At 36.4% G+C, this 24,775-nt stretch carries 21 protein-coding genes; 8 read left to right on the top strand and 13 right to left on the bottom strand.

All coding sequences use genetic code 11. The annotated features are described in order from the left end of the window. Positions 1-194 precede the first annotated feature (194 nt). The 6 genes from AC4GZ8_RS02825 to AC4GZ8_RS02800 form a co-directional block, all read right to left on the bottom strand. Positions 195-323, bottom strand: a complete 129-nt coding sequence (locus tag AC4GZ8_RS02825) for a hypothetical protein (protein WP_491080282.1) — start codon at positions 321-323, stop codon at positions 195-197. A 200-nt stretch (positions 324-523) separates the two neighbouring features. Beyond that, positions 524-2,140 carry an aspartate 4-decarboxylase gene (aspD, locus tag AC4GZ8_RS02820; protein ID WP_491080281.1) on the bottom strand — a complete coding sequence of 539 codons (1,617 nt, stop codon included), beginning with the start codon at positions 2,138-2,140 and terminating at the stop codon, positions 524-526. Positions 2,141-2,528: 388 nt separating this feature from the next. After that, positions 2,529-2,756 carry a hypothetical protein gene (locus AC4GZ8_RS02815; protein WP_491080280.1) on the bottom strand — a complete coding sequence of 76 codons (228 nt, stop codon included), beginning with the start codon at positions 2,754-2,756 and terminating at the stop codon, positions 2,529-2,531. Further along, positions 2,744-3,796, bottom strand: coding sequence for a quercetin 2,3-dioxygenase (locus tag AC4GZ8_RS02810; RefSeq protein ID WP_491080279.1), 1,053 nt, complete (start codon positions 3,794-3,796; stop codon positions 2,744-2,746). The genes AC4GZ8_RS02815 and AC4GZ8_RS02810 overlap by 13 nt, the downstream gene beginning before the upstream one ends. Positions 3,797-4,183: 387 nt before the next feature. Next, positions 4,184-5,140: an alpha/beta hydrolase gene (locus tag AC4GZ8_RS02805; RefSeq protein ID WP_491080278.1), complete on the bottom strand. Its 957-nt coding sequence runs from the start codon at positions 5,138-5,140 to the stop codon at positions 4,184-4,186. A 212-nt stretch (positions 5,141-5,352) separates the two neighbouring features. Then, positions 5,353-8,226, bottom strand: coding sequence for a family 78 glycoside hydrolase catalytic domain (locus AC4GZ8_RS02800; RefSeq protein ID WP_491080277.1), 2,874 nt, complete (start codon positions 8,224-8,226; stop codon positions 5,353-5,355). 311 nt (positions 8,227-8,537) lie between these two features. On the opposite strand from AC4GZ8_RS02800, the gene AC4GZ8_RS02795 reads away from it, so the two are divergent. After that, complete coding sequence (locus AC4GZ8_RS02795) at positions 8,538-9,926, top strand: MFS transporter (protein ID WP_491080276.1); 1,389 nt, start codon at positions 8,538-8,540, stop codon at positions 9,924-9,926. A gap of 468 nt (positions 9,927-10,394) precedes the next feature. On the opposite strand, the gene AC4GZ8_RS02790 is transcribed toward AC4GZ8_RS02795, so the two are convergent. The 4 genes from AC4GZ8_RS02790 to AC4GZ8_RS02775 all read right to left on the bottom strand — a co-directional run bounded on the left by AC4GZ8_RS02790 (position 10,395) and on the right by AC4GZ8_RS02775 (position 13,976). Further along, a complete protein-coding gene (locus AC4GZ8_RS02790) occupies positions 10,395-10,907 on the bottom strand; it encodes a DinB family protein (RefSeq protein WP_491080275.1) in 513 nt (170 codons plus the stop codon). Between the two features lie 710 nt (positions 10,908-11,617). After that, positions 11,618-11,890, bottom strand: a complete 273-nt coding sequence (locus AC4GZ8_RS02785) for a DUF2277 domain-containing protein (RefSeq protein ID WP_491080274.1) — start codon at positions 11,888-11,890, stop codon at positions 11,618-11,620. 312 nt (positions 11,891-12,202) lie between these two features. Next, positions 12,203-13,288, bottom strand: a complete 1,086-nt coding sequence (locus AC4GZ8_RS02780) for a sensor histidine kinase (protein WP_491080273.1) — start codon at positions 13,286-13,288, stop codon at positions 12,203-12,205. Position 13,289: 1 nt separating this feature from the next. After that, positions 13,290-13,976 carry a response regulator transcription factor gene (locus tag AC4GZ8_RS02775; RefSeq protein ID WP_491080272.1) on the bottom strand — a complete coding sequence of 229 codons (687 nt, stop codon included), beginning with the start codon at positions 13,974-13,976 and terminating at the stop codon, positions 13,290-13,292. 449 nt (positions 13,977-14,425) lie between these two features. On the opposite strand from AC4GZ8_RS02775, the gene AC4GZ8_RS02770 reads away from it, so the two are divergent. From AC4GZ8_RS02770 to AC4GZ8_RS02760, 3 genes are read left to right on the top strand one after another with little or no spacing between them, the layout of a single operon-like run. Then, entirely contained in the window at positions 14,426-15,430 is a 1,005-nt protein-coding gene (locus AC4GZ8_RS02770; RefSeq protein ID WP_491080271.1) for a DJ-1/PfpI family protein, read from the top strand. Positions 15,431-15,445: 15 nt separating this feature from the next. Then, a complete protein-coding gene (locus tag AC4GZ8_RS02765) occupies positions 15,446-15,880 on the top strand; it encodes a hypothetical protein (protein WP_491080270.1) in 435 nt (144 codons plus the stop codon). Between the two features lie 21 nt (positions 15,881-15,901). Continuing rightward, entirely contained in the window at positions 15,902-16,555 is a 654-nt protein-coding gene (locus tag AC4GZ8_RS02760) for a DUF2306 domain-containing protein (protein WP_491080269.1), read from the top strand. Between the two features lie 342 nt (positions 16,556-16,897). Here AC4GZ8_RS02760 and AC4GZ8_RS02755 read toward each other — a convergent pair whose 3' ends face one another. Further along, positions 16,898-17,743: an HAD-IIB family hydrolase gene (locus AC4GZ8_RS02755; protein ID WP_491080268.1), complete on the bottom strand. Its 846-nt coding sequence runs from the start codon at positions 17,741-17,743 to the stop codon at positions 16,898-16,900. A gap of 83 nt (positions 17,744-17,826) precedes the next feature. Between AC4GZ8_RS02755 and AC4GZ8_RS02750 the strand changes: the two genes are divergently transcribed. Both AC4GZ8_RS02750 and AC4GZ8_RS02745 read left to right on the top strand, forming a co-directional pair. Further along, positions 17,827-18,813: a LacI family DNA-binding transcriptional regulator gene (locus tag AC4GZ8_RS02750; RefSeq protein WP_491080267.1), complete on the top strand. Its 987-nt coding sequence runs from the start codon at positions 17,827-17,829 to the stop codon at positions 18,811-18,813. Between the two features lie 242 nt (positions 18,814-19,055). Continuing rightward, positions 19,056-19,193: a hypothetical protein gene (locus tag AC4GZ8_RS02745; protein ID WP_491080266.1), complete on the top strand. Its 138-nt coding sequence runs from the start codon at positions 19,056-19,058 to the stop codon at positions 19,191-19,193. A gap of 281 nt (positions 19,194-19,474) precedes the next feature. Here AC4GZ8_RS02745 and AC4GZ8_RS02740 read toward each other — a convergent pair whose 3' ends face one another. Next, the gene (locus AC4GZ8_RS02740; RefSeq protein WP_491080265.1) at positions 19,475-19,648 is read right to left on the bottom strand and encodes a hypothetical protein; all 174 of its coding nucleotides are present in this window, start codon (positions 19,646-19,648) and stop codon (positions 19,475-19,477) included. 588 nt (positions 19,649-20,236) lie between these two features. Here AC4GZ8_RS02740 and AC4GZ8_RS02735 point away from each other — a divergent pair. Both AC4GZ8_RS02735 and AC4GZ8_RS02730 read left to right on the top strand, forming a co-directional pair. Next, the gene (locus AC4GZ8_RS02735; RefSeq protein WP_491080264.1) at positions 20,237-20,860 is read left to right on the top strand and encodes a helix-turn-helix domain-containing protein; all 624 of its coding nucleotides are present in this window, start codon (positions 20,237-20,239) and stop codon (positions 20,858-20,860) included. A 780-nt stretch (positions 20,861-21,640) separates the two neighbouring features. Next, a complete protein-coding gene (locus AC4GZ8_RS02730) occupies positions 21,641-23,326 on the top strand; it encodes a NucA/NucB deoxyribonuclease domain-containing protein (protein WP_491080263.1) in 1,686 nt (561 codons plus the stop codon). A 118-nt stretch (positions 23,327-23,444) separates the two neighbouring features. On the opposite strand, the gene AC4GZ8_RS02725 is transcribed toward AC4GZ8_RS02730, so the two are convergent. Next, positions 23,445-24,728: a glycoside hydrolase family 1 protein gene (locus tag AC4GZ8_RS02725; protein ID WP_491080262.1), complete on the bottom strand. Its 1,284-nt coding sequence runs from the start codon at positions 24,726-24,728 to the stop codon at positions 23,445-23,447. Positions 24,729-24,775 lie beyond the last annotated feature (47 nt).

Below are 24,775 nucleotides of genomic sequence, written 5' to 3'. Positions count from 1 at the left end.
ATATTATTCTATTTAAAATGAGAAATTGATTGATCGTTTTAAAGTATTCGTTGCCAATAAGTGTCAGTCAGGCTATATTAAATGATGCCGTTAAACATTTCTTTTCCCATCTCTACAAATATAAAAAGTCAAAATCTTTATTATGTGAAAGATATAAAAAAACAGCCAAGAATTCTTGGCCGCTAATTTACCTATTATTTTTTACGAACATTGTCATTCGGTGAGTCACCTGTGCCATTTTTAGCCTTACTATTAGGAGTTCCATAAATTTGATTATCCGCTGTCACTTTTGCTCCCTCTAAAAACTTTTGCTTTGTTTTCATTCTGCTTCACCTCCTATCCAAACAGTTAGGTCATAGTATGGATTATTTATCATCCATCTATTACTCCTATAACCGTTTGTCTAATATTGGTGTACAAATTTTAAATAAACATCCTCATTAGAACCTATTCTATAAGGTCCTCTGACTTTTGATTACACCTAAGGGTCTCACAATTGCGATCCTTATGTTTGGTGAGAATTTTACTCTCTTGCCTTTTTCCATTCTGCTACATACTCATCAAGTACATTTTTTAGTTCCTGGCCTATACTTGTGTAAGCTTCATCATTTAGATTCGCAAGAGACACGCGAATGGACCATTCCGGCGCTAAAAATCCTGCGCCACTTAATAAGACAATCGATGACTTTTCGGCTAGGAGGTATAAAATATCGATCGGTTGATAATTCTTTTTAAGGTAATCAGTGAATCCTTTTTCATAATGATGATTACACCAGATTTCCAAATCGATCTCGGTATAATAGTCTGCATCGTTTGGAATATGCTTATTCGGTAAACCAAGACCTTTGTATAATAAATTCATTCTTCGATGTAAAATATCCATTGTTTTTTGTTTATACTCATTATTGGTATCAATCAGTGCAAAAATGCAAAATAACGCCATTTGGACTTGTTGTGGTGTAGATAAACCAGCTGTGTGGTTCATCGCAACGTCTCTGCTATCCGCTACCATTCGATCGATAAACTTAAGGTTTTCCGGGTTCCGCGTAAGGGAAGAGTACCTTTTATTTAGAACATCTTTCACTTCTTCTGGTAATTCTATTATTAATTTATCAAACACATTGGTTTGGTTAATGGCGATTGTTCCTAATCGCCAACCTGTCACACCAAAATATTTGGAAAAAGAATATACTCCGATTGTATTGAAAGGTAACTCTGCCATTAGAGAGCGAAACCCTTCAACAAACGTACCGTACACATCATCTGAAATGATCATAAGATTTGGATGATCTTCTTTTACAATTCGCTTGATTTGTTCGATGGATTCTTTTTTGATCGAAACAGACGGCGGATTACTTGGATTAACTAGAAAAAGTGCTTTAATGTCCTTATCCTTTAACTTTTCTAATTCCTCTTCTGGGTATTGCCATGTATGGTGTCCTTCATCGTCTATTTCCGTTGCGTTAATTTTCACAAGCTCGTAATCATTGTTAGGGAGTTCTGGAATTTCTATGTACGGTGGAAAAATTGGAACCATTACCGCTATTTTAGATCCTTTCGGCAGTAAGTGATTTTTATATAACGTATCAAAAATATAGCACATCGCTGCCGTTGCCCCTTCAACAGCAAATAAATCAAACGTACCGCATGACGTATCTTGACCGCACAGCTCTTTAGATAAAAAATCATGCACAACTTTTTCCGTTCGAACAAGCATGCGGTCCGGATTAGGATAGTTATCCCCTATGATTCCATCGACTAATTCATAGACCCATTTATCTGGTTCAAACTGTTTTGTTTTGATTCCGTAATGAATGATGTCTTTCAGCAATTGAATTCCTGGAATTTGCTGATTTTCCTTTACATACTTCTCGAAACGTTCTGCCATACCAATTCGATTTGGCATCCCGGCTAAATCGCCTTTATTCCATGATCGCCGGGATTCTGTCACAGCAAATTGTCCAAGTGCAAAAAACGCTTCTCGAGGTGTAGCAGCGATCCAATTTGGATTCCCACGACCGGCATCCAGCATTGTTCTTGTTATTCTCATTTTTCCTTTTGCAAGATCAATAAGTTTATCTTTTAATTCAAAGGGACTTATGTTATTTAACTCACGAGTTTCCTTTTTTCGTCCATCCACATCAAAATCCTCCTAAACAACTGCTATCTTCATAAGAGTATTCCACAATTAAAAATGGAATATAATTGATCTTATGCATTTCTTCTGATAACAGAGTGTTTTCGGAAAGGGGCAGAAATAAAATGAAAGATCATTCCCCCTCCTTTCACCTAATACCTCCCCATATTTTTTAAGGTAGATTTTGTCATGTATTTTTTTGACTCATGTGCAAAAATCCAATAAAAAAGAAAAAGACCGTCTTAGTAAAACAGCCTTTAGTTAAACGTCATTAATGTTCTTACGAAAAATTGTTCTATTGTCCAAAAGTTGAAATGTACCCGCTCTTCATTGCTCTCCTCTATTCCAGCCTTTGAGATGCGACGGCTTGCTAGTTTTGGTCCAACATCATCTACATTCGTTTTGTTGAGAAATCAGGGACAAGTTTTCGATCACCAAATCGCCATCCCACGCCATGAAGCCAAATAATGACTGGGAAAGGTGTTGGTCTATTCTTAGGTACATATAAATCGGCTAGTAACTCTTTCTCATTTGGCACTGCAAACACTAAATCGGGGATGATATCAACTTCATTATTTGTCATTTCACTTGACTGCATGTTGCTCGTTATAATTGCCATCCTTTTACAGGCTGCTCTTTTACTGGAGGAGCGCCACATGGTTTTAAATCAAGCGTATGTAAGGTTTGAAGAACCCGATCAAAACGGAGTGGAGGCGGGTCACTTGGGAAGATATAATCATCATACACATCACATAACGTATGGAAAAATGGTTCAAATAATCCTGTAGCTAAAAAGCCGATGAACTTTGTATAATGAGAATCTAATCGATACGAATGTTTTGTAAAAGCTGGAACATGAAGGAAATCACCTGGATTTAATACGATTTCCTCTCCGTTTGCCGTCATGGTCATCTGACCTTCCAGACAGAAGAACATTTCTGAATGTTTTTCATGATAGTGTTCAGAGATGAAATCTCCTTTAGGACCTTCAGTCAGCGCTGCGATAAATTCACCACCTGTATGTTTCTGTGTTGTGACAAGCGTGAAAAGTTGTTCCGCTGCTACTAAACGGATGCCTTCCCCTGTTTCAAGGACAAACGGAGCTACCTCTTCAGGAATGGAGCCATTTTCAACGACCTGCGCATGTCCTTCTGTTTGTTGATCAAAAAGAAAGTTTACATCTGCAACGAGTGCGGCTTCTTCATAACGTTCTCGTGAGATTTCATTTATCGCCTTTGGTGGATGAACATACTTTTCATATGGCTGACCAATTGTACGATATAAACTCGCAATCTCTCCTTTTGATGTGATCGAAAGGAATTGAGTTCGATGACTTTGCATTTTATATCCATGCACGGTACCAGACGGGATAAATGCATAGTTCCCTTCCGTAAGCAGGTGTTTTTGACCGGAAATGTCTAATTCTAACCTGCCATGAAGAACATAAACCGCTTCATGACTTCGTTCATGTTTATGCGGAGGAAAAGCATCTTCTTTTCCCCCAGAAAGGATGACCATTTCTACTAAATTCCCTGTACTTTCTCCTGTAGCTAAAATTGTTGCTAGTTGTCTTCCAAATAAATACCGTTCTCCCTCTCCGCTTTTTACCAAATAAGGTATCTTGCGTTCTGGCAGCGCATTGATCATCAAGTTGCTCATCTGAATTCCTCCTAAAATATTATAACTTCATCATCTATCTTTTAGCTATTTTAGCAAATGGTCCCAAAGGGAAATAATGTTAAAATCAAAGAGGTTATTGCTCAATTCAAACGTAGGAAAAACGACAAAATTTACGAAGTAAAAGTCAGATTGTTATTCCTAAACCTTTAAAAGCACATTTAAAGATAGATTAGCGAAAAATATGCTAAAGAACTATGACTCTATCTAACACATATTTTATCTCTTTTAAACATGTGAAAGCTTTTAAATAGAAAAGGACAATCCCCTATTCATTAACATGAAAGAGATCGTCCTTTTCATTTCTGAAATGAAATTTTCGAAATAAATTACTTCTTTTGACCAACATATTCCTTAAGGTTCAAGTTCTCACCGGTTCTGTTCTTTCTCCATTAATTCAAAATGTGTTTGTTCCGGCAGTTCCAAAGCAAATCGCTTTTCCAGCCATGCTTCAGCTTCTACTATCCATCTGGCCGCATCACTATTTATTTGACTTTTTGCCTGGGCTGTAGCTTGATTCGATAAGCTTAAGCCATGAGGACCTTGTTCATAAATGTGGACTTCATAAGGAATGTTTTTATCAGCAAGTGCATGTGCCATTCTTAGTGTATGTTGAGCCGGTACTAATGTATCCTCAGAAGTTGCCCAAAGGAACATAGGTGGCGTACTCTCTGATACATGTAAAGCCGGGCTAATTTCGTTAAGTGTTTCCTCTTCAGGTTCTTTGGTGCCTGTAAATGCAAGATTAGCTGCTTCAAAAAGCTTTGTATCTAGAGGGCTTTTTGGAAAAGAACGCATGAAAAAATAATCACTTAATGTGTAGCCAAGAATGGTCGCGGAAGGTTTAAACATTTCCGGTTTTTCGTTGAAATATTCATTGATGATAGGCTTATCCCAGTACACGGAAAACATTGCACAATTGTGCGCCCCTGCTGAGAATCCGCAGAGTGCTATTTTATCCACATCTACAAGCCATTCCTCTGCATGTTCCCTTATCGTGAGCATCGCTTTTCCTATTTCTCTCATAGGTGCAGGATGAAGGCAGTTTTCATTCACTTTCATTTCACTTTGAAAATCAGGAAAGCCAGACTTTCCTCCCATATAGGTTGAATAACGAAGGACAAATGCATGATATCCCATTGCTGCAAACCTTAGTGCCACTGCTTCTCCTTCTCTGTCAGAACAAGAAAGATAAGCTCCTCCTGGGCAGATCAAAATGGCTGGTCGTTTCTTTCCTCCCAATAATTCAGGTGAATCGGAAATCACATAGGTTGTTAAGGTTACGTCTTCCCTATCATTATAAAACTTCATTACTTCTGATTTCATTGTTTCTCCTCCTACTATAAATTGATGATTACTCGATTCAAACATAGCACACACAATGAAAATAACTATGACTCTATTAACCTAAATTTTAACCATTTCAAAAACATGAAAACAAGGATGATCCTCTATTTTCAGAGGGCCGTCCTTGTTTATATGTAATAGTTATAACCAACATGTTGAAAATCTTCACATTTATTTTTTTACATGATTGGTTATTTGACGTAATCCAATTCCTCATTCGCTGTAGGATTGACCACTTTGTTTATTTGTTCCAGAATTTCATCCACTTGACTTGAAGTGATACCCGTTTCTGGTGTTACCTTACATTCTCTGAACGTCATTCCCTTCATCATTTGGAACGCAACTTGCGGCGGCATTTCACCGTGCATAAAATTGGTTAAGTAACTTTCCACTACCTCTTTTGCTTTAGGGTAATAAATTAACTCACCAAGGACACTTTCATTGGTAAATATCTTTTGACTTGCCCCTTTTAATTGGAAGGTAAAGAGATAGTCACCCGAACCTAGAGTAAAGGTTGTACCCTCTTTTACCTCTCCATCTAATGTTACGTTCGTAGCCTGAGGCGGTAAGATTATCTTTGCCTCTGTGTTAACTGGCACTGTAACTTTCAGAGTGGCCATATCTTTATTAAGCTTCCATTCACTTCCTACTTTTCCGTAAAGTGTCTTATAACTTGCTCTTACCTTGCTCATTCCTAGTGAGCTAATTTCTGGTGCAATGGTGAACTTTTTATAGCCAGGTGTCGTTTCATCAAACGAAATACCTGCAATCGTACGGTGCATCCATTCAGCCACAGCCCCATAAGCGTAATGATTGAAAGATGTCATACCAGAATCATTAAACGTACCATCTGGATTCATGCTGTTCCACCGCTCCCAGATCGTTGTTGCGCCATTTTTCACTTCAAATAACCATGAAGGATACTCTTCTTGAAGCAATAATCTTAACGCTGTTTCATGGTATCCATATTTAGATAGAACAGAACACAAATGTGGTGTACCTAAAAATCCAGTTGTTAGGTGATAATCATTTGTCACAATCATCCGATGCAGTTCGTGTGCTGCTTTTTGTGCTGCATTTCCTTTTAACAAGTTAAATGCCAACGGGATGATATAGCTTGTTTGGGTACCTCCGATTACGTTGCCTTTTGCTGTTGTAAATTCCGCTTGGAAATCAGCAACGATTTTTTCATATAAAGCAAAGTACTCGTCCGCATCTTTTTCAAATCCTAGAACAGCCGCTGCTTTCGCTAAAATCTGTGTGGAATATGCATGATATGCAGTTGCAATTAACGGGATTGGTGTTGCACCTACTGGTGAATGCGGATCCCCATCAAGTGCCAGCCAATCACCAAATTGGATTTTTGCTTCCCAAACTGTTTCATTTGTTGCAAGGCTTCTTACTTTTTCCACCCAAGCTTTCATACTTTCATATTGGTCAGCAAGAATTTGTTTGTCTCCATACACTTGGTAGATCACCCAAGGGATGATTGTAGCTGCATCGTTCCACCCTGATGCTACTTGGTCCCCTGGAATAATGTCAGGAACGACGAATGGTACTTGCCCATCAGGTTTTTGATCAACTCTTAAATCTGACAACCATTTTTTAAAGAAAGATGCTCCTTGATAATTATAGAGTGCGGTTCCAATAAAAACTTGGGCATCACCCGTCCAGCCAAGCCGCTCGTTTCGTTGTGGACAGTCCGTTGGAACGTCAACAAAGTTGCCTCTTTGCCCCCAAACGACATTTCGATGCAAGCGATTTATTAACTCATTATCGGTAAAAAATTCACCCGTTCGTTCCATATCCGAATGAATAACTTCTCCTTCAAATTGATCCAATGGCAAATCTTCTGTTGGATACCCTTCTACTTTGACATAACGAAAACCCTGGAACGTAAACGTTGGTGCATAGGTTTCTTCTCCATCACCTTTCGTAATATAAATAACTTCCTGCTTTGCTGTACGAAGATTTTCTGTATAAAAGTTCCCGTCTTTATCAAGAACTTCCGCATGGTTTAAGATAATCTTCGTTCCTTTTGGTGCCGTCACACGCATTTTCATACGGCCAACCATGTTTTGACCCATATCTAGAACTTTTTCACCTTTAGGTGTGACGATGTATTCAATTGGTCGAATTGTTTCCGTCACTCGAACGGGTTCGTTTTGTTGTGCGACTATTTCGGCATCAGGTTCAAGAGAACAAATTACAGGTTCCCAATCGACATCATTAAATTCAGCTTTACTCCAGTTGTTCTCAAGCCTTGCATCATACGTTTCACCATTGTAAATACTCGCCGATACAAAAGCACTTTTTCCGGACTTCCACTCTTCGTTTGTTGTAAAAATCTCTTTTTTCCCATCTTGATAGATAACATGTAATTCTAGTAAAGCTGATAGGTTTTCACCGTATTTATACGGCTTATCAAAACCCATTCCTTTATACCAACCTTCTGATAGTAAAATACCCAGTGCATTGTTTCCTATTTCTAGATTGTTTGTAACATCATACGTTTGGTATTGCAGACGTTGATGATAACTGGTCCACCCCGGGGTTAATAAGGCATCCCCAATTTCTTGACCATTCATATATAGCTGGTAGATACCTAGAGACGTCACATAAACTCGTGCCGATTGAATGTTTTGTTTTAAGAAAAAGGTATTTCTTAGTGCAAAAACCTCTTCCTCAACTTCCTGCTTTTTCGGAGTAATCCAATTGGCCTTCCATTCGTCACCCTCTAAAAAAGCGGTTTCAAACCAGTTAATAGCACTCCATTCAGAGTATCTGCCAATATTATCTGAAATTCTTACTTTATAAAAATATCTTGTAAAGGATTGTAAAGGCTCTCCCTTATATTGGATATGGATGCTCTGGTCATTATTTACCTCCCCTGAATCCCATACGATCGTATTAAATTGATCATCTAATGCCACCATTATTTGATAGGATACTTGTTTTGTATTTCTTTTATCTGATTCACTCATCCAAGAGAATCTTGGTTTCGTAACGTCTGTCCCTAAAAGGAATGGCTGGTATTCACAAGTTAAATTGCTTATATTCAACATTGGATTCGATCCTTTCTTTCTCTATTTTTTCCATCTTAACAAAACAAATAGAAGGATAGTATATTAAAATGAAAGAAATTTACTGCTCGAATCAAAGATTCATCCTTCCTAGGAATATTCTCATACATTTTTCTCATTTTATAAAATCAAGAGCATTAAATACTAGATCTTCGATTTGAGTAAAACACATCTTTGTTTTGACTATAGTTTTCTATGTAAACGTTTGCTACTATACGATTAACAACGAACAAGCGCTTGTTGAATTTTTTCTAAGATATGCTGTTTATAACAAATAATAAGGAGTGTGAAATATGTCTGCACAAATAAATACAACTCAACAACAAGAAGTTAACGCATCAAATCAACACTCAAAAAAAGAAGTAACGAGAGCTTTTAAATGGTTCCACGCAACATCTCTAAATGGTGGCCATATGCTTGTACTAGCCACAATTGGCAGTTACTTTTCCATTTATATGACAGATACAGTAGGTATAACAGCGGCGGCGGCTGCAGGCATCATGTTTGTTGCAACACTATGGGACGCAATAAACGATCCAATAATGGGGACGATTGCCGATCGAACAAACTCGAAATGGGGACGTTATCGACCATATTTTTTATTTGTTCCTATTATTTTTGTCTTTGCTAGTGTCTTGCTTTTCATAAATCCCACTGGATTAGGTGCTATTGGCAAAGTAGTTTATATAGGAGGTTTGTATATATTATTGAATATGTGTACAACGGCTTTAACCATGCCGCAAATGGCTGTTCTTCCTGCAGTTACTAAAAATGATAAAGAGCGTAACAGTGTCATTACTTTAGGTGCAGCCTTTACTGCTATTGCCTTCACAATTGGAGCAACCTTTACACCGCAGCTTACTGGCTTTTTCGGGGGAAGTTATATTCCTTTAATGGTGATTTACGGGATCATCACAATCTTTTGTTTTTGGGGATTATTTGTAACCTCTAAAGAAAAATACATTACAACATCAGAAAAGAGTCCTTTCACAAAAGATTTAAAGAAATTGTTTAAATATAAGGAAATTTATCCTCTTATCTTAGTTTGGTGTTTGGCAGCTGTAGGATATGGATTCATGTTCGCTTCTTCTGTATACTTTATGATGTACTATATTGGTAGACCCGATTTGATTTCATTATATATGGGAATCATTTCGATCGGTGCGCTAGTTTCCATGGTGGTATGCATGCCAATTGCCTTGAAAATATTTAAAACCGGTCAAAGAGCGATGCTGGTAACACAATTGATTACGTTTGTCTTTTATGGAATCGCTTTTATTTTCGGAGATCATTTAATTTTATTATATGTTTGCTCATTTATCGCAACAGCCATTGGTGCCATGTCAAATGCATTAGTGAATATCTTAGTAAATGATACGATTGACTTCATTTATTTAAAAGAAAAAACATCTTTAAATGGAACAATTGCTTCCCTGAAAGGCTTTGCCCAAAAATGCGGAAACACAATTACAAATTCAGGTATTTTAGCATTACTTGCCGTTTCAGGGTACATTCCTGGAGCGATTGGACAACAACCTGACGCAACCATGTTTACATTAAATTTTGTTCGTTTTGGGATTCCTGCTATTATTTGCTTAATCATTGTGATTTGCATGAAGTATTATCCGCTTGAAAAATATCGCGTCGAGATAGAAAGAATGAAAAACGGTACGAATGATTAATGTGTGGGAAAATAAAATGCATCGTTTAAACGTGTATTAAATATTCGCTAACACACTAATTTGAATAAGAACTTTTCCATTAGCAAAACCCTCTTAACAAAGATTACTCCAAGCTATTTCTCATGTTCTTAATGTTTGTTAGGATAATTATTTCATTATCGTTAGTACAAGAGAAAAATAAAAATGTCTCAAGCCTTTTTATTCCAAGGGTTTGAGACGTTTCACTTATAGCAGCCTAGTTTGGATGATTGATATTTTACTAGAAGTTCAATTAATGAGAATAATAGGGAGTTTTTTCTCTCTCGCTATTGTACATCTACCCCTTAGCATAAAAAGAGACAATTCCCGCTATAGAATTGAACCCTATTTCGGAATTACTTAGATCATTAAAACGTATTCACACCTTATGACACTAGCACTCTTTAATTTGGGAAATACCCAAAAATACACAATACCCCAAGCGAGAAATCATAAGGTTTGAGGCATGAATAGATAAAGTCCATAATCCTGCATCACAGAGGTGTGCCCCATTTGCCGTAACATAGTAGCTATATTGCCACGATGATAAGATCCGTGAGTGACAACATGTATCACCGTTTCAAAAACGGACGTTTCAAGTAATCCTGCATAAGGATTATCAACCACTATAACCTTTTCAACACTTTCTTGGCTGTTAAGAAGTTCTTTATAACGTTTAGATACGTCTAAAGAGATCTTTTCCATTTCTTCTATACTTTTTGTTTCTACCTGTTCTCTTAATTGATCTGCATACAACAATGCTTCTTTCATGCTTTTACCTGAAATAATGTCAAGCCATGTGTAATCTGTGGCATAAATGTGAGACAACACCTTTGATACCGAAGTGAAACCAGTTTGAATTTCCTTATGATAAATGTCTTGCGGAAGTTCTATTAAACGATCAATTATTACTCCATTTGCCCATACGTGGTAGTCGTACATTTTTAATGCATGATGATTCATTCTATATTCCCTCCTTTTTTCACTATTTTTCAATATGCAATTGATACCTAACTAAAAAACTCACTTGAAAATTCTGTAAGAATTATTTAAATAGTATTCTGTATTAATGTTAAAAATTCTTCAAAACTTAACCTCAGTGAACTCTATAAGCCTTGTTTTATTAAATTGTCGATTACTAAAAAAGACGCTATCATAATAAACACACCTAATTTTGAAAGACTGTTAGTAATATAACTCTTAAACAAAGCAGATTTTCTTTTACATTATATTACAATATTTCAAAAATATTTTAAAAATAAAGTATATATATTTTTAAAGCACGCTACATTCAAAGTGTACCAACAGTATAAATGAAGATTGAGGACTTCTAAAGCTTTGACTAATCTGAGTTTTAATATCAATAAAACCCCTCTACCATCTATATAATACAACTACGTTGTCCTATGTAATTTATTATAAATCTAAATAAAAGATAATTGTTACCTTTGAATAAGATTCAACTTTATCTACTCCTGTATATTCTATAAAAATTGTCTTTAAATGAAAAAAGTGCAATTTCTAAATTAGAAATGCACCCATTAAAGACTGTTTAAATTTGACAAACTTGCCCAACCTTTGTAAAGGCGCATTCCCTTTTGTGTATATGCGCCCTATTGAGGAATAATAAAAAATTCGAAAAAGCTTTTACTCTTTTCTATTCTTTGTCCTTACTAATTCGTTCCAAACCTTTTAGCTGCTCTGGTACGAGCACGCTCAGCTTCGACCTCACGGTCACGAGGCTCGGCACTGGTTTCAAGAGAGTTCAATAGATTCCTAGAAGCCATTGCTATTTCAATGACCGCACGATTAAACGCCTCCTCGTTTGCTTTTGAAGGTTTGTTATAGCCCGTTATCTTTCTTACGTACTGAAGTGCTGCTGCATGAATCTCTTCATCGGTAGCAGGTGGGTCGAAATTAAATAATGTTCTAATGTTTCGGCACATAAGTAACTCCTTTTTTTCATTTTTACTAAATTCATTCCACAAAGAACACCAATATCCTTTTCTTCTGAAAAAGTATGCAATTTTATTTTGAAGCAGAAAAGTATACTCCACTCCAAGGATTTAATAACAAATGTTAATGTAAATGCTCCTCCTTTGACGCTTTACCTATTCCGGAAAAGCGCTTGATTGTTGAATAATTCAATCATTATTTATGAAACGGTTCACTGCTAGTTTGATGGTAAAGCAAAATATTTCTTAGAAAGAGGCTCTAGACAAAAGGAATCAGTTAATCAGGATTGACAAATAAGGCTTTCAAGTATGAGAATAGAAAGAACTGTTTGCCAAGGGTATCCAGCCACTTAGAAGTGCACCACCGTCTGAATGGTTATCTGCGACAAGGTGACCGCCGTGTTGTGTAATGATTCTCTTTGAGATCGTCATCCCCAGCCCAACTCCCCCAGTTAAGCGATTTCTTGATGCTTCCCCACGATATAATGGTTCAAAAACTCGTTGAAGCTCATCTGAAGAGAAACCCTCACCTGTATCTTTAATGGTAAAGTTCACATTGTTGCCATTCTTATAGCATTCTACAAAAACCTTCCCATGGCAGGGGGTATGTCTGACTGCATTATCCAATAAATTGTTCATGGCTCGCTCCAATAAATGTGAATCACCAATGACTACACACTCCTCACCAAATTGGTGCATAATGATCGATACATGCTTCTGGTGAGCTAGTGGACTAACGCTGTCAATCGACCTCTGTAAAACAATTGAAAGGTCTACCGTATTTTCTTTGAATTCCATCTCCAATAATTCTGTCTTTGTAAATGTGAAAAGATCCTCAACTAGTCGGTCCAATTGTGCAGACTTTTCCTTACAAACCTGAAGATACTTTACTTGTTTTTCAGGTGAATCAGCAATACCTTGCTCTAAACCTTCCAAATAGCCCCGTAAGGCAAATAATGGTGTCCGTAAATCATGCGCAACTGCAGCAATCACAAATCTCTGTTCATCTTCCAATTCTACCTGTTTCTGAAAAGAATTTTTCAAACTATCTACCATGATATGAAAACCGTCATGGACTTCAGTAATTTCTGAAATCTTTGAGTAAGGTAACTGGATATCCAAATCTCCTTCTGCAATTTGCCTAGCACTTGCGCTCATTTTCTCCAGAGGAATGAGAATATATCTACGCATTGCATAGGCAACAATCAAAAAGGCCAATAGTAGACCAGTAATTATTGCAATAATTTGAGTCATTTTTGAATTGGCTTGAATGCCAAGATTGAACGATTTTGTTTCAAGAAAATGCGCCCCCAAATAAAACATCCATGGAAAAATCAGGATAATAAATAAGCAGAGAATGGTGAACTTACGAATACGAATGGTTTTCATTTTACTCTCCTTTGAAACGATAGCCTATCCCCCATACGTTGACGATAAATTGCGGATCATTTGGATCAGCCTCAATTTTCTCCCGTAGTCGGCTTAGATGGACACGAATTGTATGTTTGTCACCAATTCCTTCCCAAAATTTATTAAGTAATTGGTCGTAAGAAAATACATATTTCGGATGTTCTGCAAACAATTGCAGCAAATCATACTCTTTCGGTGTGAGTGAGATGGGCTGCCCTTCTACAAAAACTTCTCTTGTCGACAAATCCAACGAGAGCCTTCCATAATCCAAGAACTTCCTCTTAAATTCTTGCTGAGAACTGGAACGCCGTAATACAGCCTTCACTCTTGCAACAATCTCACCCGGCGAAGCGTTTTTGACGATATAATCGTCACCTCCAAGTGCTAGGCCGCGAATCTTATCTACATCATCACTCAAAGCACTCAAAAAAAGGATTGGTACGTTGCTTTTCATACGAATCTGCCGGCATAAATCAAAACCATTTTGTCCCGGCATCATAATATCAAGGACGATGCAATGAATTGTACTCTGCTCAAACACGGCTAGTGCCTGTGTTGTGTCATAAGTCGTTTTCACATTAAAACCTTCAATCTCTAAGAAATCCCTTAATAGCTCGACAATGCTTTTATCATCGTCAACAACTAGAATCGTATGCACTTCCTTCACGAAAATCCACCTTTCCTTAAATGACACACTCTAAAAACGAACATCATAATTAAAATTCTATTGTAGTTTATCATTTTTTCAATAAAATAACGTTTTGTGACTATAGATTGTGATTCTTTTGTGATTGTTTTATACCATCTTTTGAGATATTCAAAGGTTATTCTTTCATTGTTGAACGAAAATCATGTTTTACTTCACACGTTAACAACTTTAAGGGAGGATTTACAAATAGATCACACTTTCTCATTCTTTCCATTCGGTGCTTTGTTTTGTAGCGATTCACATATACGCAATACGCTACCGTTATAGGAATCATAACCAAATTGACCTCTGAAAGACCTAGTGTTAAAGGGGGAACAAACCGAGGCGGAATATCAAAGAGTGAAAAATCAACTGACAAAATAAAGAAATAATTGGTTTGAAATTCATTTTTAATGGAGGGATTATGTATGGAAATCCAAATTGTATTGTTTGATGGATTTGATTTATTAGACGCTATTGCTCCTTATGAAGTGTTTACTGCTGCTGCGATGTACTCAAACGAGGAAGTAACCGTTAAACTTGTATCTGCTGAAGGCAAGCGTTTGGTGACAAGTGGCGTCAATCATTTACAAGTTCAAGCAAGTGATAAACTTGATTTAAACCGTAAAGGAATCATTCTTATTCCGGGAGCATCCGGTTCTGTTCATGATCATGGACCAGATTCGGTGCCAGTTAAATTACAACAAGCAACGGAAACAGAATTAAGTCATTTATTAAAAGAAGCCATGATGAAGCCGGATATTTTGCTAACCACAGTTTGCGGTGGTTCTTGCCTATTAGCTATGGGTGGTTTATTAGAAGGCCGGCATGCCGTTACCCATCATATCGGAATGGACCTTTTAAGTGCCACAGGTGCTATTCCCGTTAACGCACGAGTTGTTGATGATGGTAATCTCATCACTGGAGGTGGTGTGACATCAGGATTAGATGTTGCCCTTTACTTAGTTGAACGAGAGTTAGGTCCCCAAATTGCACATGCTGTAGAGCAATTATTTGAACACGAACGAAGGGGGACGGTTTGGAAGGCTGAAGGAAATGTACCTAAAAAAAGTAAACATGAAAATCCAGTTGAAGCGACAAGACAACCTTCCACTATTCAATCTAATGAAATTAAGGATTTTCAAGGAAAATGGGATACCACCATTTACTCCCCTATAGGAAAGCTTTCTGTATTAATAGATTTATCTATAAATGATGGACACATAGTTGGAACTGCAAAGCAAGGAGAAGAGATTGTTCCTTTAGACAACCCTTTCCTTGAAGGGAATCAATTAAAGTGGTCCATGAAAGTAACGAAGCCCATACGTCTTACTTTAAGGTTTAGCGTTTCGATAGATGGAAACCAAATGGATGGTGAAGCGAAGGCTGGTATGCTTCCCTCTTCAAAATTAATTGGACATCGTCTTACTTAAAAGGAATATATAACTATGTATTCATTCCTTGTATTTATTCATGTTGTTAGTGCTTTATTTTTAGGAAGCTTCCTTTCTTTCCCTTTTATCATTCATACCATATTTTCTCGTACGGGCAATGAATTAAAGACAGTCCTTAAAACGACTTTGAGCTTTATGCAAGCAGGTCATTATGCATTAGTTCTTTTGATGATTTCAGGAGGATGGATGAGCTTTGGTTATTCATCCTATCCTTCAATCTTATGGGCAGGGATTGCAATCGTGATGCTTGTCCTGATTGGCGGCACGATTGGAATGATGCATAGAAATCTAAAAAGGATTATTCTTTCAAAGTACCCAGAGAAGAAATTAGTAGAAAATGTCTTAAAGTTAAAATGGTATAGTTGGATTACCTTTCTATTCATTATGGCTGCTGTCTTTATTATGACTAATCGCAGTTTATTTTCCTAAGCAGCAATGGAGGAAGAGCTGATGAAAAAATTCATTCGAATAGCAATTTTAATCATCCCAATCCTATGGGTATTTCATACATTTTCTAAGAATATGATGGTGGATCCTACTTTTGAAAAATTTCTTTCTAGAAAGGATGTCATTTTGACAGATAAATCCCTATGGATCGTAATGATTCGTATTCATATTTTGCTGGCTATTATTGCGCTACTCACCGGCCCATTAGGAGTGATAAAAAGAATACGCATAAAATCTATCAAGTTTCACCATTGGAATGGCCGATTATATGTGCTGTCTATCATGTTAAATTTCATTCCCGGAGTCTATGTCTCTTTCTTTGCAACAGGGGGATTGCCAAGTACAATCGGGTTTCTAATTTTAAATACATTATGGCTCGGCACAACGTTCCTAGGGTTTTGGTATATCAAGAGACAAAAAGTAATCCTACATAGTCAATGGATCATTCGGAGTTTCTTTCTTTCCTTTGCGAATATGACTATTTATATAATCGTAGCCATTACTCATAACGCAATGAATTTTTCCTATGGAGATGCCTATACGATAGCAGTCTGGTTATGTTGGATTCTTAATCTTTTTATTGCAGAGATAACGATTAGAAAAAAAAACATTCTTAGTAAGAAAGAAATGATTGAAAAAAACAAAGTCATAAGTTAAACTGCATCATTCTAGTTCAAAGCCTAAATAGTCAGTCGCTCCCATTTGTTCTCTAACATCCACAAATGGATCCTAAATTACTAATGAGACCGTCTACTAATGACGGTCTCTTTGGTTTTAATCATTTTTCAGAACCTTGTTACCCAGAGAAACTATTACTCCCTGCTTTACCACTTTTATGGTAAGGTTCACGTTGTATAATCCTATACCAATAAAGATTTTACTCAACAATCTGGGCCTTTAATGGAAAAACAAACGCACATCCTTGTTCAAGAATGGCGCTTCGTTCCTGGAAGATCTTTATTTGTAGAGATCAAAATTTCTTCTAACAAACATTAGTTATCATATTTCACCAAAAATGTTTTTGAGTACTTCTAATATTCCTTTAGAATAATCTGATTGTGTCACCTTATTATGTAAACTCCTAGCTTCTGCAGTAGCATTTGCTAATAAATAACCATGTTGAACTGTTTTTAGCATTTCTACATCATTACCACTATCTCCAAAAGCAATTGTGTTAGTAAGAGGAACTTTGTAAAGGTTCATCACAAACTTTACTACCTCTTTTTTACCTGTATACTGAGGAATAAAGTCAACATCAAATGCACTTTCTGGGTCTCCTGCATTTGGATTACAACGGTTTATATTTAATCCAATACCATTTATTTTTGCTAAATGCCTAATTATATTTAAATCGTGTTGAGTTTGTGTCTGGGAGCTCATATAGTAGTAATAGTTGCATTTGTAACGCTTTTGACCTAATTGTGTCTGCTCTACAAGTTTTATTCTAAATTGATTATAAAGTTCTCTCACTAGCTCTGTTATCTTGTCATTTGAGAAATTAGAATTCTGTAATCTGCTTTCCCATTCCTTATTAGCAATTAATTGACCATCTTCTCTTACATCATAAACTTCAGTTCCTAGGTTACTTGCTATAAAATGAGGACTATAAACCATTTTTGTTCGTTCCACTTTATGAACAATCTGATAAAGGTCACTACCAGTTATCCATCCAATTTTGACGGACTGTTCATTGGAAAGTTTGTTTAAGTACTCTTCTAGCTCATATAAACTGTTCAGTTGCTCTACTGTACAAGCATGAGGATAATACGTTTCATCAAAATCAAAAAAGATTAAATACTTGACCTCATTAGAAACAGAAAAAGATTTATTAATTTTAAAATTCATAATTAACACCCCATTCAATTACATATTAAAAAGATAAATGATGGGAGCGGTCCCAGGTCAATACTTTTTTTCCGAGGTGCATAATGGTTACTATATATGATATTGCGCGATTAAGCGGTGTTTCAAAATCCACAGTTTCGAGAGTACTTACTAACCATCCTTACGTTTCAAATGAAAATAGAATGAAGGTCGAAAAAGTTATTAAAGAGCTAAATTATGTTCCAAATTCTCTTGCTAAGCAATTTCGTCAAACGCAAACAAAGTGTATAGGTATCCTCGTCCCTGATTTAAATCACCCCTATTTTAGCCAACTCGTTAGTTCCATTTCTTTGGAATGCAACAGAAGAGGATTTAAAACTGTAGTACATCAAACCTTTTTAAGCAAAAAAGTAGAAAGAGAAGTCTATACCCAACTTCGGAATAAAGAGTTGGATGGAATGATTTTGACATCTTCGCTTTTATCAGAAGAAGAGATTGCTGAATGTACACAGAAGAATTTAATTGTTGCTTGTAATGAAGATTTTTCAGGAAACTATTTTGACGTCTTTTGCTTGAACGAGCAAAACGTAACATTTGAAGCAACTACATATCTTCTAAATAAAGGCTTAACAAAGTTAGGATTCTGCTCAGATAATATCGATACTCCTTCTCAACAAGCGAGATTAAGGGGATTTATTCTTGCTCATGAAAAAAAAAGCATAAATCACACTAAGGATTATATATTTAATCAAATTTCAACTATAGAAAATGGAATCACATTAGGTGAACAACTTTTCAGAAATCGTTTAGAAATGGAGGGGATCATTGCTGGAAGTGATTTTGTAGCTGCTGGATTAATAAAATCTGCAGAAATACATGACATAAAAATACCACAGGATTTTTCAATTATCGGCTTTGATAATCATCCTATATCATTGGTTACTACTCCCCAAGTTTCTACTATCTGTAATCGCATAAACGATATGTCTAAAGACTTAGTAGATCATTTGGCAAATAAGATTAATGGTAATATACAAATTCCTGTCAAAAAAATCTATAACGGAAAAATGATTATTAGAGAATCTAATTAGCAAATTGGAAATTTGCAAGTCATAGGTTGACAATTAAATTGGCAGCTTCTAAAAAAAATAAAGACTAAAATATCACCAATAAAAAATCCAGAAGATGTACTGTTATTTTCCTTTCGATACCTTTGATTTTCTTGGGTAGTATATAAATAAAGGAAATCATATTCTACTTATTTTAGATAAAACTTATACAAAAAGTCCAAACAGGGTCGCTTATTAAAAAATAGAATACTGGAGGAATGAATATGCCCAAAAAAATTATTAAAGAGAAAGTTACCCTTACATCAAATGATACAATTCGAGGAAAGCCATGGTTGGATATTGACCGTGTTTTAAATGTTAAAGAATCAAAACAATCTGAAGAAAATAAGAAATTTAGATAACTGAAAAATAGAACTTCCAATTTCGCAGAAGTTCTATTTTTATTGGCTTATTTAACTAACACACTTCTGGTTGTGGAAAAATCAAAGACTCTTGAGCTATTCGCAACTATTAAATATTAGAATACCTTTAATTTAAAAAATCAAACCTTCGTGAACTAATAAAAGTGAAATCCATTGTTGCAAAATTTCTCTTAACAATACCCACATATTAACTCATCCATTATTAATTTATTCTCCTTTATTTCTTAAAACTCTCGATAATCGTTTTCTCTCATCACTTTTTATGACTCATTTTTTTGTTGTCTTGTTATCATTTCGTTTCGTTCTCCTCCGTCAGAAAGTTCTTCTGAAAATTCGTGAATAGTTTCTGGTTTTGGAGAATCGAATTCAGTAGACTTAATTTCCTTTAAAGATACGGCAGGATTCGGTGCAGGCTGTTTATTCCTTTTTCCCATGAAATCTCATCCCTCTTTTTTCATTAGTATGTAACAAACATTTTAATGACATACAAAAAGTGTTTGTATTCGAAATTCGACTCCTAGATGTTTGAGTACGCAGCTTTTCACAGTAAAAATTGAGAAATTGGGCTTCTTTCGTTACACCAATAAGAGCTTGATTGTTAAAGATCATAATTAGAAGTAAGACATTTAATAAATGCTTATTTTAAGTAGCAAAACCGAACAACCAAATGTGATTTGTTTATCATTTTAAAAATACGCCATTTTCAACCAAAAGTTGAAGTTTTTCAATTGTAGATAATAAGAATCATCAACCTGGCATATAATAAAAAAGACACCAAAAGTGTCCTCATTCATTGATTATTTTTATGTTATTTACATAACATCATTTTGTATTAGTCCAGGAATCTAAATTCGACTCCCCTTTAGGTTGGATAAAAACAAAGTTCCTATAAAATTACGAACGCTTTCCAGTGCCGCCTATATCTCTGGTTACATCTTTTCTTTCATCTTTTGTCATTTTTAGCACCTCACTTATTTTCTTAAAGATATCTTGTCCACGTTTAGGAGGCGATATACATGAATATGAGGAAAAAAAATAATGCCGACCATACTAAAGTTGTGTATATGGGCTTTAACGGCAATGATACAACCGAAACAGAAGGTACACCGGAAAATGAAGAATATGTATATGTTAAAGTAGGATTCAAAAAGGAGAATTTTGAAAAGATACAGTCCTATACGACATATGCCAATGTGGAAGCTAAAATGGATAAAATAAATGTTGAGTATACCCCGGAAGATTTCATCAAGGGGGCAACCATGTATTTTATCGATTCTATGCTAGACAACATTGATGCTCATAAACCTAAAGAAATAACAAGGAAATTGTATGAATCTCTTCCTGAGTTTCTTCCCATTTTAAATGAAGCAGCGAAACAACTGGGAAATACTCCAAAGGAAAATGTTGAACCGCTTATTAATTGTCATGATGGTTTAATTAAAAATAACATGAAGAAAATAATGAAAGAACGAAAAATTACTCAAAAAGAGCTTTCCGAAATAACAGGCATCGATAAAAGTAATTTATCCATTTATATGAATAATAAATCACAACCATCTATCGAATTCTTTCTTAGAATTTGGCATGCCCTTGATTATCCGCCCCTCAACGAAATATTATATAGAGAAAAATCTCGTGATGCTTAGGCATCTCTTTTTTTTGCTTTAGGGTTGAAAATTTTTAACTTTTATTAAAAATTTTTAAAAAAGGGTTATAAGACATGCACCACACACAATATCCTATATCATAACTACCAAAAGAAGTGGTTTAAAAGGCAGTCGGAATAGGATTTTTTATTTCACACATTAGGAAGACAGGGCTGATTTTCTGCGATGACAAAAAGACAATCGCATGAGGGTTGGCGGTTTTAGCCTCTTATAAGGGAGGTGCAACTGATGGACATGAGTACAGCAATGTTTATGATAGCATTAGTGACTTTAATCGTCCTATTAATCGATAAAAGAAAAGAGTAATCCACCCTTCTGTTTGGCGACACGGGTGAAGTACTCTCTGTATAAAACCTTATTAGTGCGAATCACAATTGTATAGTTAACCGTAGTGTTGGCGCACTGCGGTTATTTTTTTATTATTATATGTGTTTGTTAAATAATTATTCTTTTCACCTCAGGAATAACGAAAAGAGTTGTTCTGATATTCCTATAATTTGATAAGCCCCCTTTCCCCAATCTAAAGTGTTCTTTATACAGCCCATTTTCCTAATAGGCTTATTATTTTGGAGTTCTTATAGGTTATTTGTTGTGTTTTCCTTGTAATATATTGTAAAAAATTTTTCCTTGTAGTATCCTTTTTTCGATTTGGAAGCTGCTCGAAGTAATGGATCTAGTTTATTGTTTGTAAGGCAACCCCTTCTATCTGTGTCTAAGACATCATTTCATTCCAAATCAAAAGATAAATGGAGGGATTGGATGTCCATGTTTTACAGACGTATCGTTTTAGCTTTACTTCTTTTATTTTTGTTCATAGGAATGATTTCACCGGCACAAGCGCAGTCTGATGCAAACGGCGGAGGCTATTGGCTCCCGAACGACAAGGAGAAGATTGAAAAGGCAACGAAACTTTTGAGGCAAGGCAAGTCAATTGAAGAGCTTGAGATTAAGCAAGATCAGATCAATAAAAAAGAAGGCATCCAGACATTAGATCAATTGATGGAAGATGACCAGAAAAATGACGCAACATACAGAGCGAACATGGCTCCTCCGATCATGACGGCAGAAGGATGGACACCTCCTGAATTCGATTATGATCATATCCAGACTGTAGAAGAATGCCGGAGAAATCCGGACAGCAGTTCAGAAACAGGGTATATCAAAAACCGGTATTCCTTCTGTTGGTCCCATGTTGCAACATATCAAGTTCCGGTAAAATGTTTTGGCGGGATCTGTCTTTACGAAGGTGTTCAATTTCAATTCACTGAAATAGGATACGGCTCCAACCAAAGCCGGAAAATGAGGGTTTTTTATACACTTGACGATATCCTCGTGACCCATCCATCCTTGAATGGTGCTAAATTAAAAATTGATATGGTATGTGAAGCCAAGATGAACGCAGGTGACTGTAAAGAGGATCCAGACTATCCACCGACAGAACGAACGATCGCCCAATGGAAAAACACGAACTTCAGTACTGAAATTTTCACATCAGAAGCGCCCCCAGCAACTGATGAAAACCCTGATCAGTTGGGGTATATGGAGTTTTGGCCAGAACTTACCCTTACACATGCGCCAAGGAAATTCAAAAAGAGCATTGATGGCATTAAACAGACCGTTCGCTATGATTCTGCAAAATATATGTTCGCTTTCCCTAATCAATATTTCCAGCAAGGAGCCGTATTCAGCAAAGCTACACCTATCTTCAATGTCCCTATCACGAAACCTGAATTTGAAATGCTAACGGAAGCCGGCCAGCATTGGAAGGATGCTATGGACCATCCAGAACAGACAAAGCCTCAAATGGTTGGAAAGAAAATACCGGGAGCTGTTGGAGACAGCACGTTGACACGGATGTATCCAAGACGTCATCAGGAGGAATACAACCGTAATAGGAACAAGACAAGAAGGATTTGTGAGCGAGAGTTCGGAGGTGAGGATCGAACAGGAAAGCAGTGTGACGAATTTCCTTTCGCTTCTACCTGGGAAGGTTCATCGACGAACGGTTCAGATCATTTTTCTGTTAGAATGATTTCCGCTGAGTCGAACGGTGCTGCAGGGACATGGCTCGGTGCCTGGTACGCCTATGACCGGATTCTGGATGGAGATGCTTTTCATGTGGAGGTCGAGGCTCCTGAGAAAATCGCGACGATCCAATCTGAAGGCCAGCCCCAGGACGGTCAGGATAACCGATCAAGTGATAATTTCACGATCGGAAACATCCCTCCTTATGCGACCAAATTACAATGGAAAATCGTTGAAGGTCCTAAAGATGCAACATTCGATGTCATGAAGGACATAAGCTTCGATGTCGACGAAACGATCTTCTATGATCTCACAGACGGATCAGAGACAGAAATAAAAACGAGCGAAGATTTCTACATCGCTAGACCGGAAAACACCGATGGAGAAAGCTTCACTGTTGAAGTTTATGCAATCCCTTAATAATAACTAAAAGGCTGTTCTCTAAGTATCTGATACTTAAAGAACAGCTTCTTTTTTTCCATCAGTGGATCAAATCCAACCCTACTGTTTCACTATAGTACAATAACTAAAATCCTTTTTAAAAGCGAACCATTACATTAGCTGCCAATTTATTTTCCTTTGCGATTCTACCTAAAAAATACCCGCTATTTTTTACGGTTCTTTCCTGTGTATGACGATCCACTTCAATTAATCCAAACTGCATTCCATACCCTGATTGCCATTCAAAATTATCAAATGTTGACCAATGTAAATAACCGATCACTTCAATCCCTTTCTCTATACAAGAATGCAAGCTTGTTAACGCTCTTTGTATAAATTCTACACGCTTTTTATCATCAGCCGTTGCTACTCCATTTTCTGTGATCATGATGGGAATGGTGATCGATTTTGCTACTTCCTCTACTACTTTTCCTAGAGCTTCCGGATGATATTCATATCCCATTTGTGTTACTTCAGTATCTTGATCTGGTTGAATTTGTCCGTTCGGTCCATATATTTCTCGAGTGTAATTTTGCAAACCGAAAAAGTCGTCTCCATCCATCATATCCAGGAATTGGAGAAAATAACTATTCCATTTCTCTGTTGATAATGTTTCCCCGCCAGGAATAAAGTCAATATGTGGAAGCGCCATAGAAAAGCCCACTTTTGTTTCCGGGTGAATTTTTTTAATGACTGCCCGTGTTTTTTTATGTGCTTCTTTCATAAGCTTGATCGATTTTTCATCAGAGATCATGTGGAAGGTGAAATATTCACTTGGATTTGCACCACATAATTTTGCAGCAAATTGTCTCCACTTAGGGGCTACCCAAGACTCCCGGTCAATCCCAACAGGTGGTACAAAGCCTATTTTTGAGAAGATTTCCTTAAGCATGACTGGTAAATTCACTTCATTCATCGTCAATACATATGGAATTAAGTGCCCCAGTTCTCTCATAACGACTTCACAATAATGAGCAAAAAGCTTAGGAATGTCAGTACTGTTCCATCCCCCCAACCTCATTAACCATTGTGGTGAAGAGAAATGATGGAGTGCTACAACAGGAGTCAATCCATTTGTATGACATGTTTCTAATACATCTTTATAATGTTGTATCGCTGAACGGGAGAAGTGCCCTCTTGCGGGTTCAATTCGTGCCCACTCGATTGAAAAACGATAAGCTTTAAATCCTAACTTAGCCATCAATTCAATATCTTTCTTATATAATCTGTAATGATCAATCGCATCGCCAGATTTATCTTTATAAGGAGAACCTTCAGCATGTTCTTCAGCCCAAAAATCACTATTCACATTATTTCCTTCAACTTGATAAGCTGCAGTTGCCGATCCCCAAATAAATTCATTCGGAAAACTACGGTCCATTTCATTCACCTCATTTACTATTTGATTACCATACTATCAATTAATTG

This window comes from Metabacillus sp. RB-C-LZQ-3-1 (assembly GCF_058315175.1).
This window is presented reverse-complemented; position numbering and strand designations above follow the sequence as displayed.

Excerpts from the sequence above, each read along its gene's own strand:
- AC4GZ8_RS02730 (WP_491080263.1), top strand. The coding sequence starts at position 21,641 with ATGTCCATGTTTTACAGACGTATCGTTTTAGCTTTACTTCTTTTATTT.
- AC4GZ8_RS02780 (WP_491080273.1), bottom strand. The coding sequence starts at position 13,288 with ATGAAAACCATTCGTATTCGTAAGTTCACCATTCTCTGCTTATTTATT.
- AC4GZ8_RS02790 (WP_491080275.1), bottom strand. The coding sequence starts at position 10,907 with ATGAATCATCATGCATTAAAAATGTACGACTACCACGTATGGGCAAAT.
- AC4GZ8_RS02795 (WP_491080276.1), top strand. The coding sequence starts at position 8,538 with ATGTCTGCACAAATAAATACAACTCAACAACAAGAAGTTAACGCATCA.
- AC4GZ8_RS02785 (WP_491080274.1), bottom strand. The coding sequence starts at position 11,890 with ATGTGCCGAAACATTAGAACATTATTTAATTTCGACCCACCTGCTACC.
- AC4GZ8_RS02735 (WP_491080264.1), top strand. The coding sequence starts at position 20,237 with ATGAGGAAAAAAAATAATGCCGACCATACTAAAGTTGTGTATATGGGC.
- AC4GZ8_RS02740 (WP_491080265.1), bottom strand. The coding sequence starts at position 19,648 with ATGGGAAAAAGGAATAAACAGCCTGCACCGAATCCTGCCGTATCTTTA.
- AC4GZ8_RS02800 (WP_491080277.1), bottom strand. The coding sequence starts at position 8,226 with ATGTTGAATATAAGCAATTTAACTTGTGAATACCAGCCATTCCTTTTA.
- AC4GZ8_RS02725 (WP_491080262.1), bottom strand. The coding sequence starts at position 24,728 with ATGGACCGTAGTTTTCCGAATGAATTTATTTGGGGATCGGCAACTGCA.
- AC4GZ8_RS02745 (WP_491080266.1), top strand. The coding sequence starts at position 19,056 with ATGCCCAAAAAAATTATTAAAGAGAAAGTTACCCTTACATCAAATGAT.
- AC4GZ8_RS02825 (WP_491080282.1), bottom strand. The coding sequence starts at position 323 with ATGAAAACAAAGCAAAAGTTTTTAGAGGGAGCAAAAGTGACAGCGGAT.
- AC4GZ8_RS02765 (WP_491080270.1), top strand. The coding sequence starts at position 15,446 with ATGTATTCATTCCTTGTATTTATTCATGTTGTTAGTGCTTTATTTTTA.
- AC4GZ8_RS02755 (WP_491080268.1), bottom strand. The coding sequence starts at position 17,743 with ATGAATTTTAAAATTAATAAATCTTTTTCTGTTTCTAATGAGGTCAAG.
- AC4GZ8_RS02810 (WP_491080279.1), bottom strand. The coding sequence starts at position 3,796 with ATGAGCAACTTGATGATCAATGCGCTGCCAGAACGCAAGATACCTTAT.
- AC4GZ8_RS02750 (WP_491080267.1), top strand. The coding sequence starts at position 17,827 with ATGGTTACTATATATGATATTGCGCGATTAAGCGGTGTTTCAAAATCC.
- AC4GZ8_RS02805 (WP_491080278.1), bottom strand. The coding sequence starts at position 5,140 with ATGAAATCAGAAGTAATGAAGTTTTATAATGATAGGGAAGACGTAACC.
- AC4GZ8_RS02815 (WP_491080280.1), bottom strand. The coding sequence starts at position 2,756 with ATGGCAATTATAACGAGCAACATGCAGTCAAGTGAAATGACAAATAAT.
- AC4GZ8_RS02760 (WP_491080269.1), top strand. The coding sequence starts at position 15,902 with ATGAAAAAATTCATTCGAATAGCAATTTTAATCATCCCAATCCTATGG.
- AC4GZ8_RS02770 (WP_491080271.1), top strand. The coding sequence starts at position 14,426 with ATGGAAATCCAAATTGTATTGTTTGATGGATTTGATTTATTAGACGCT.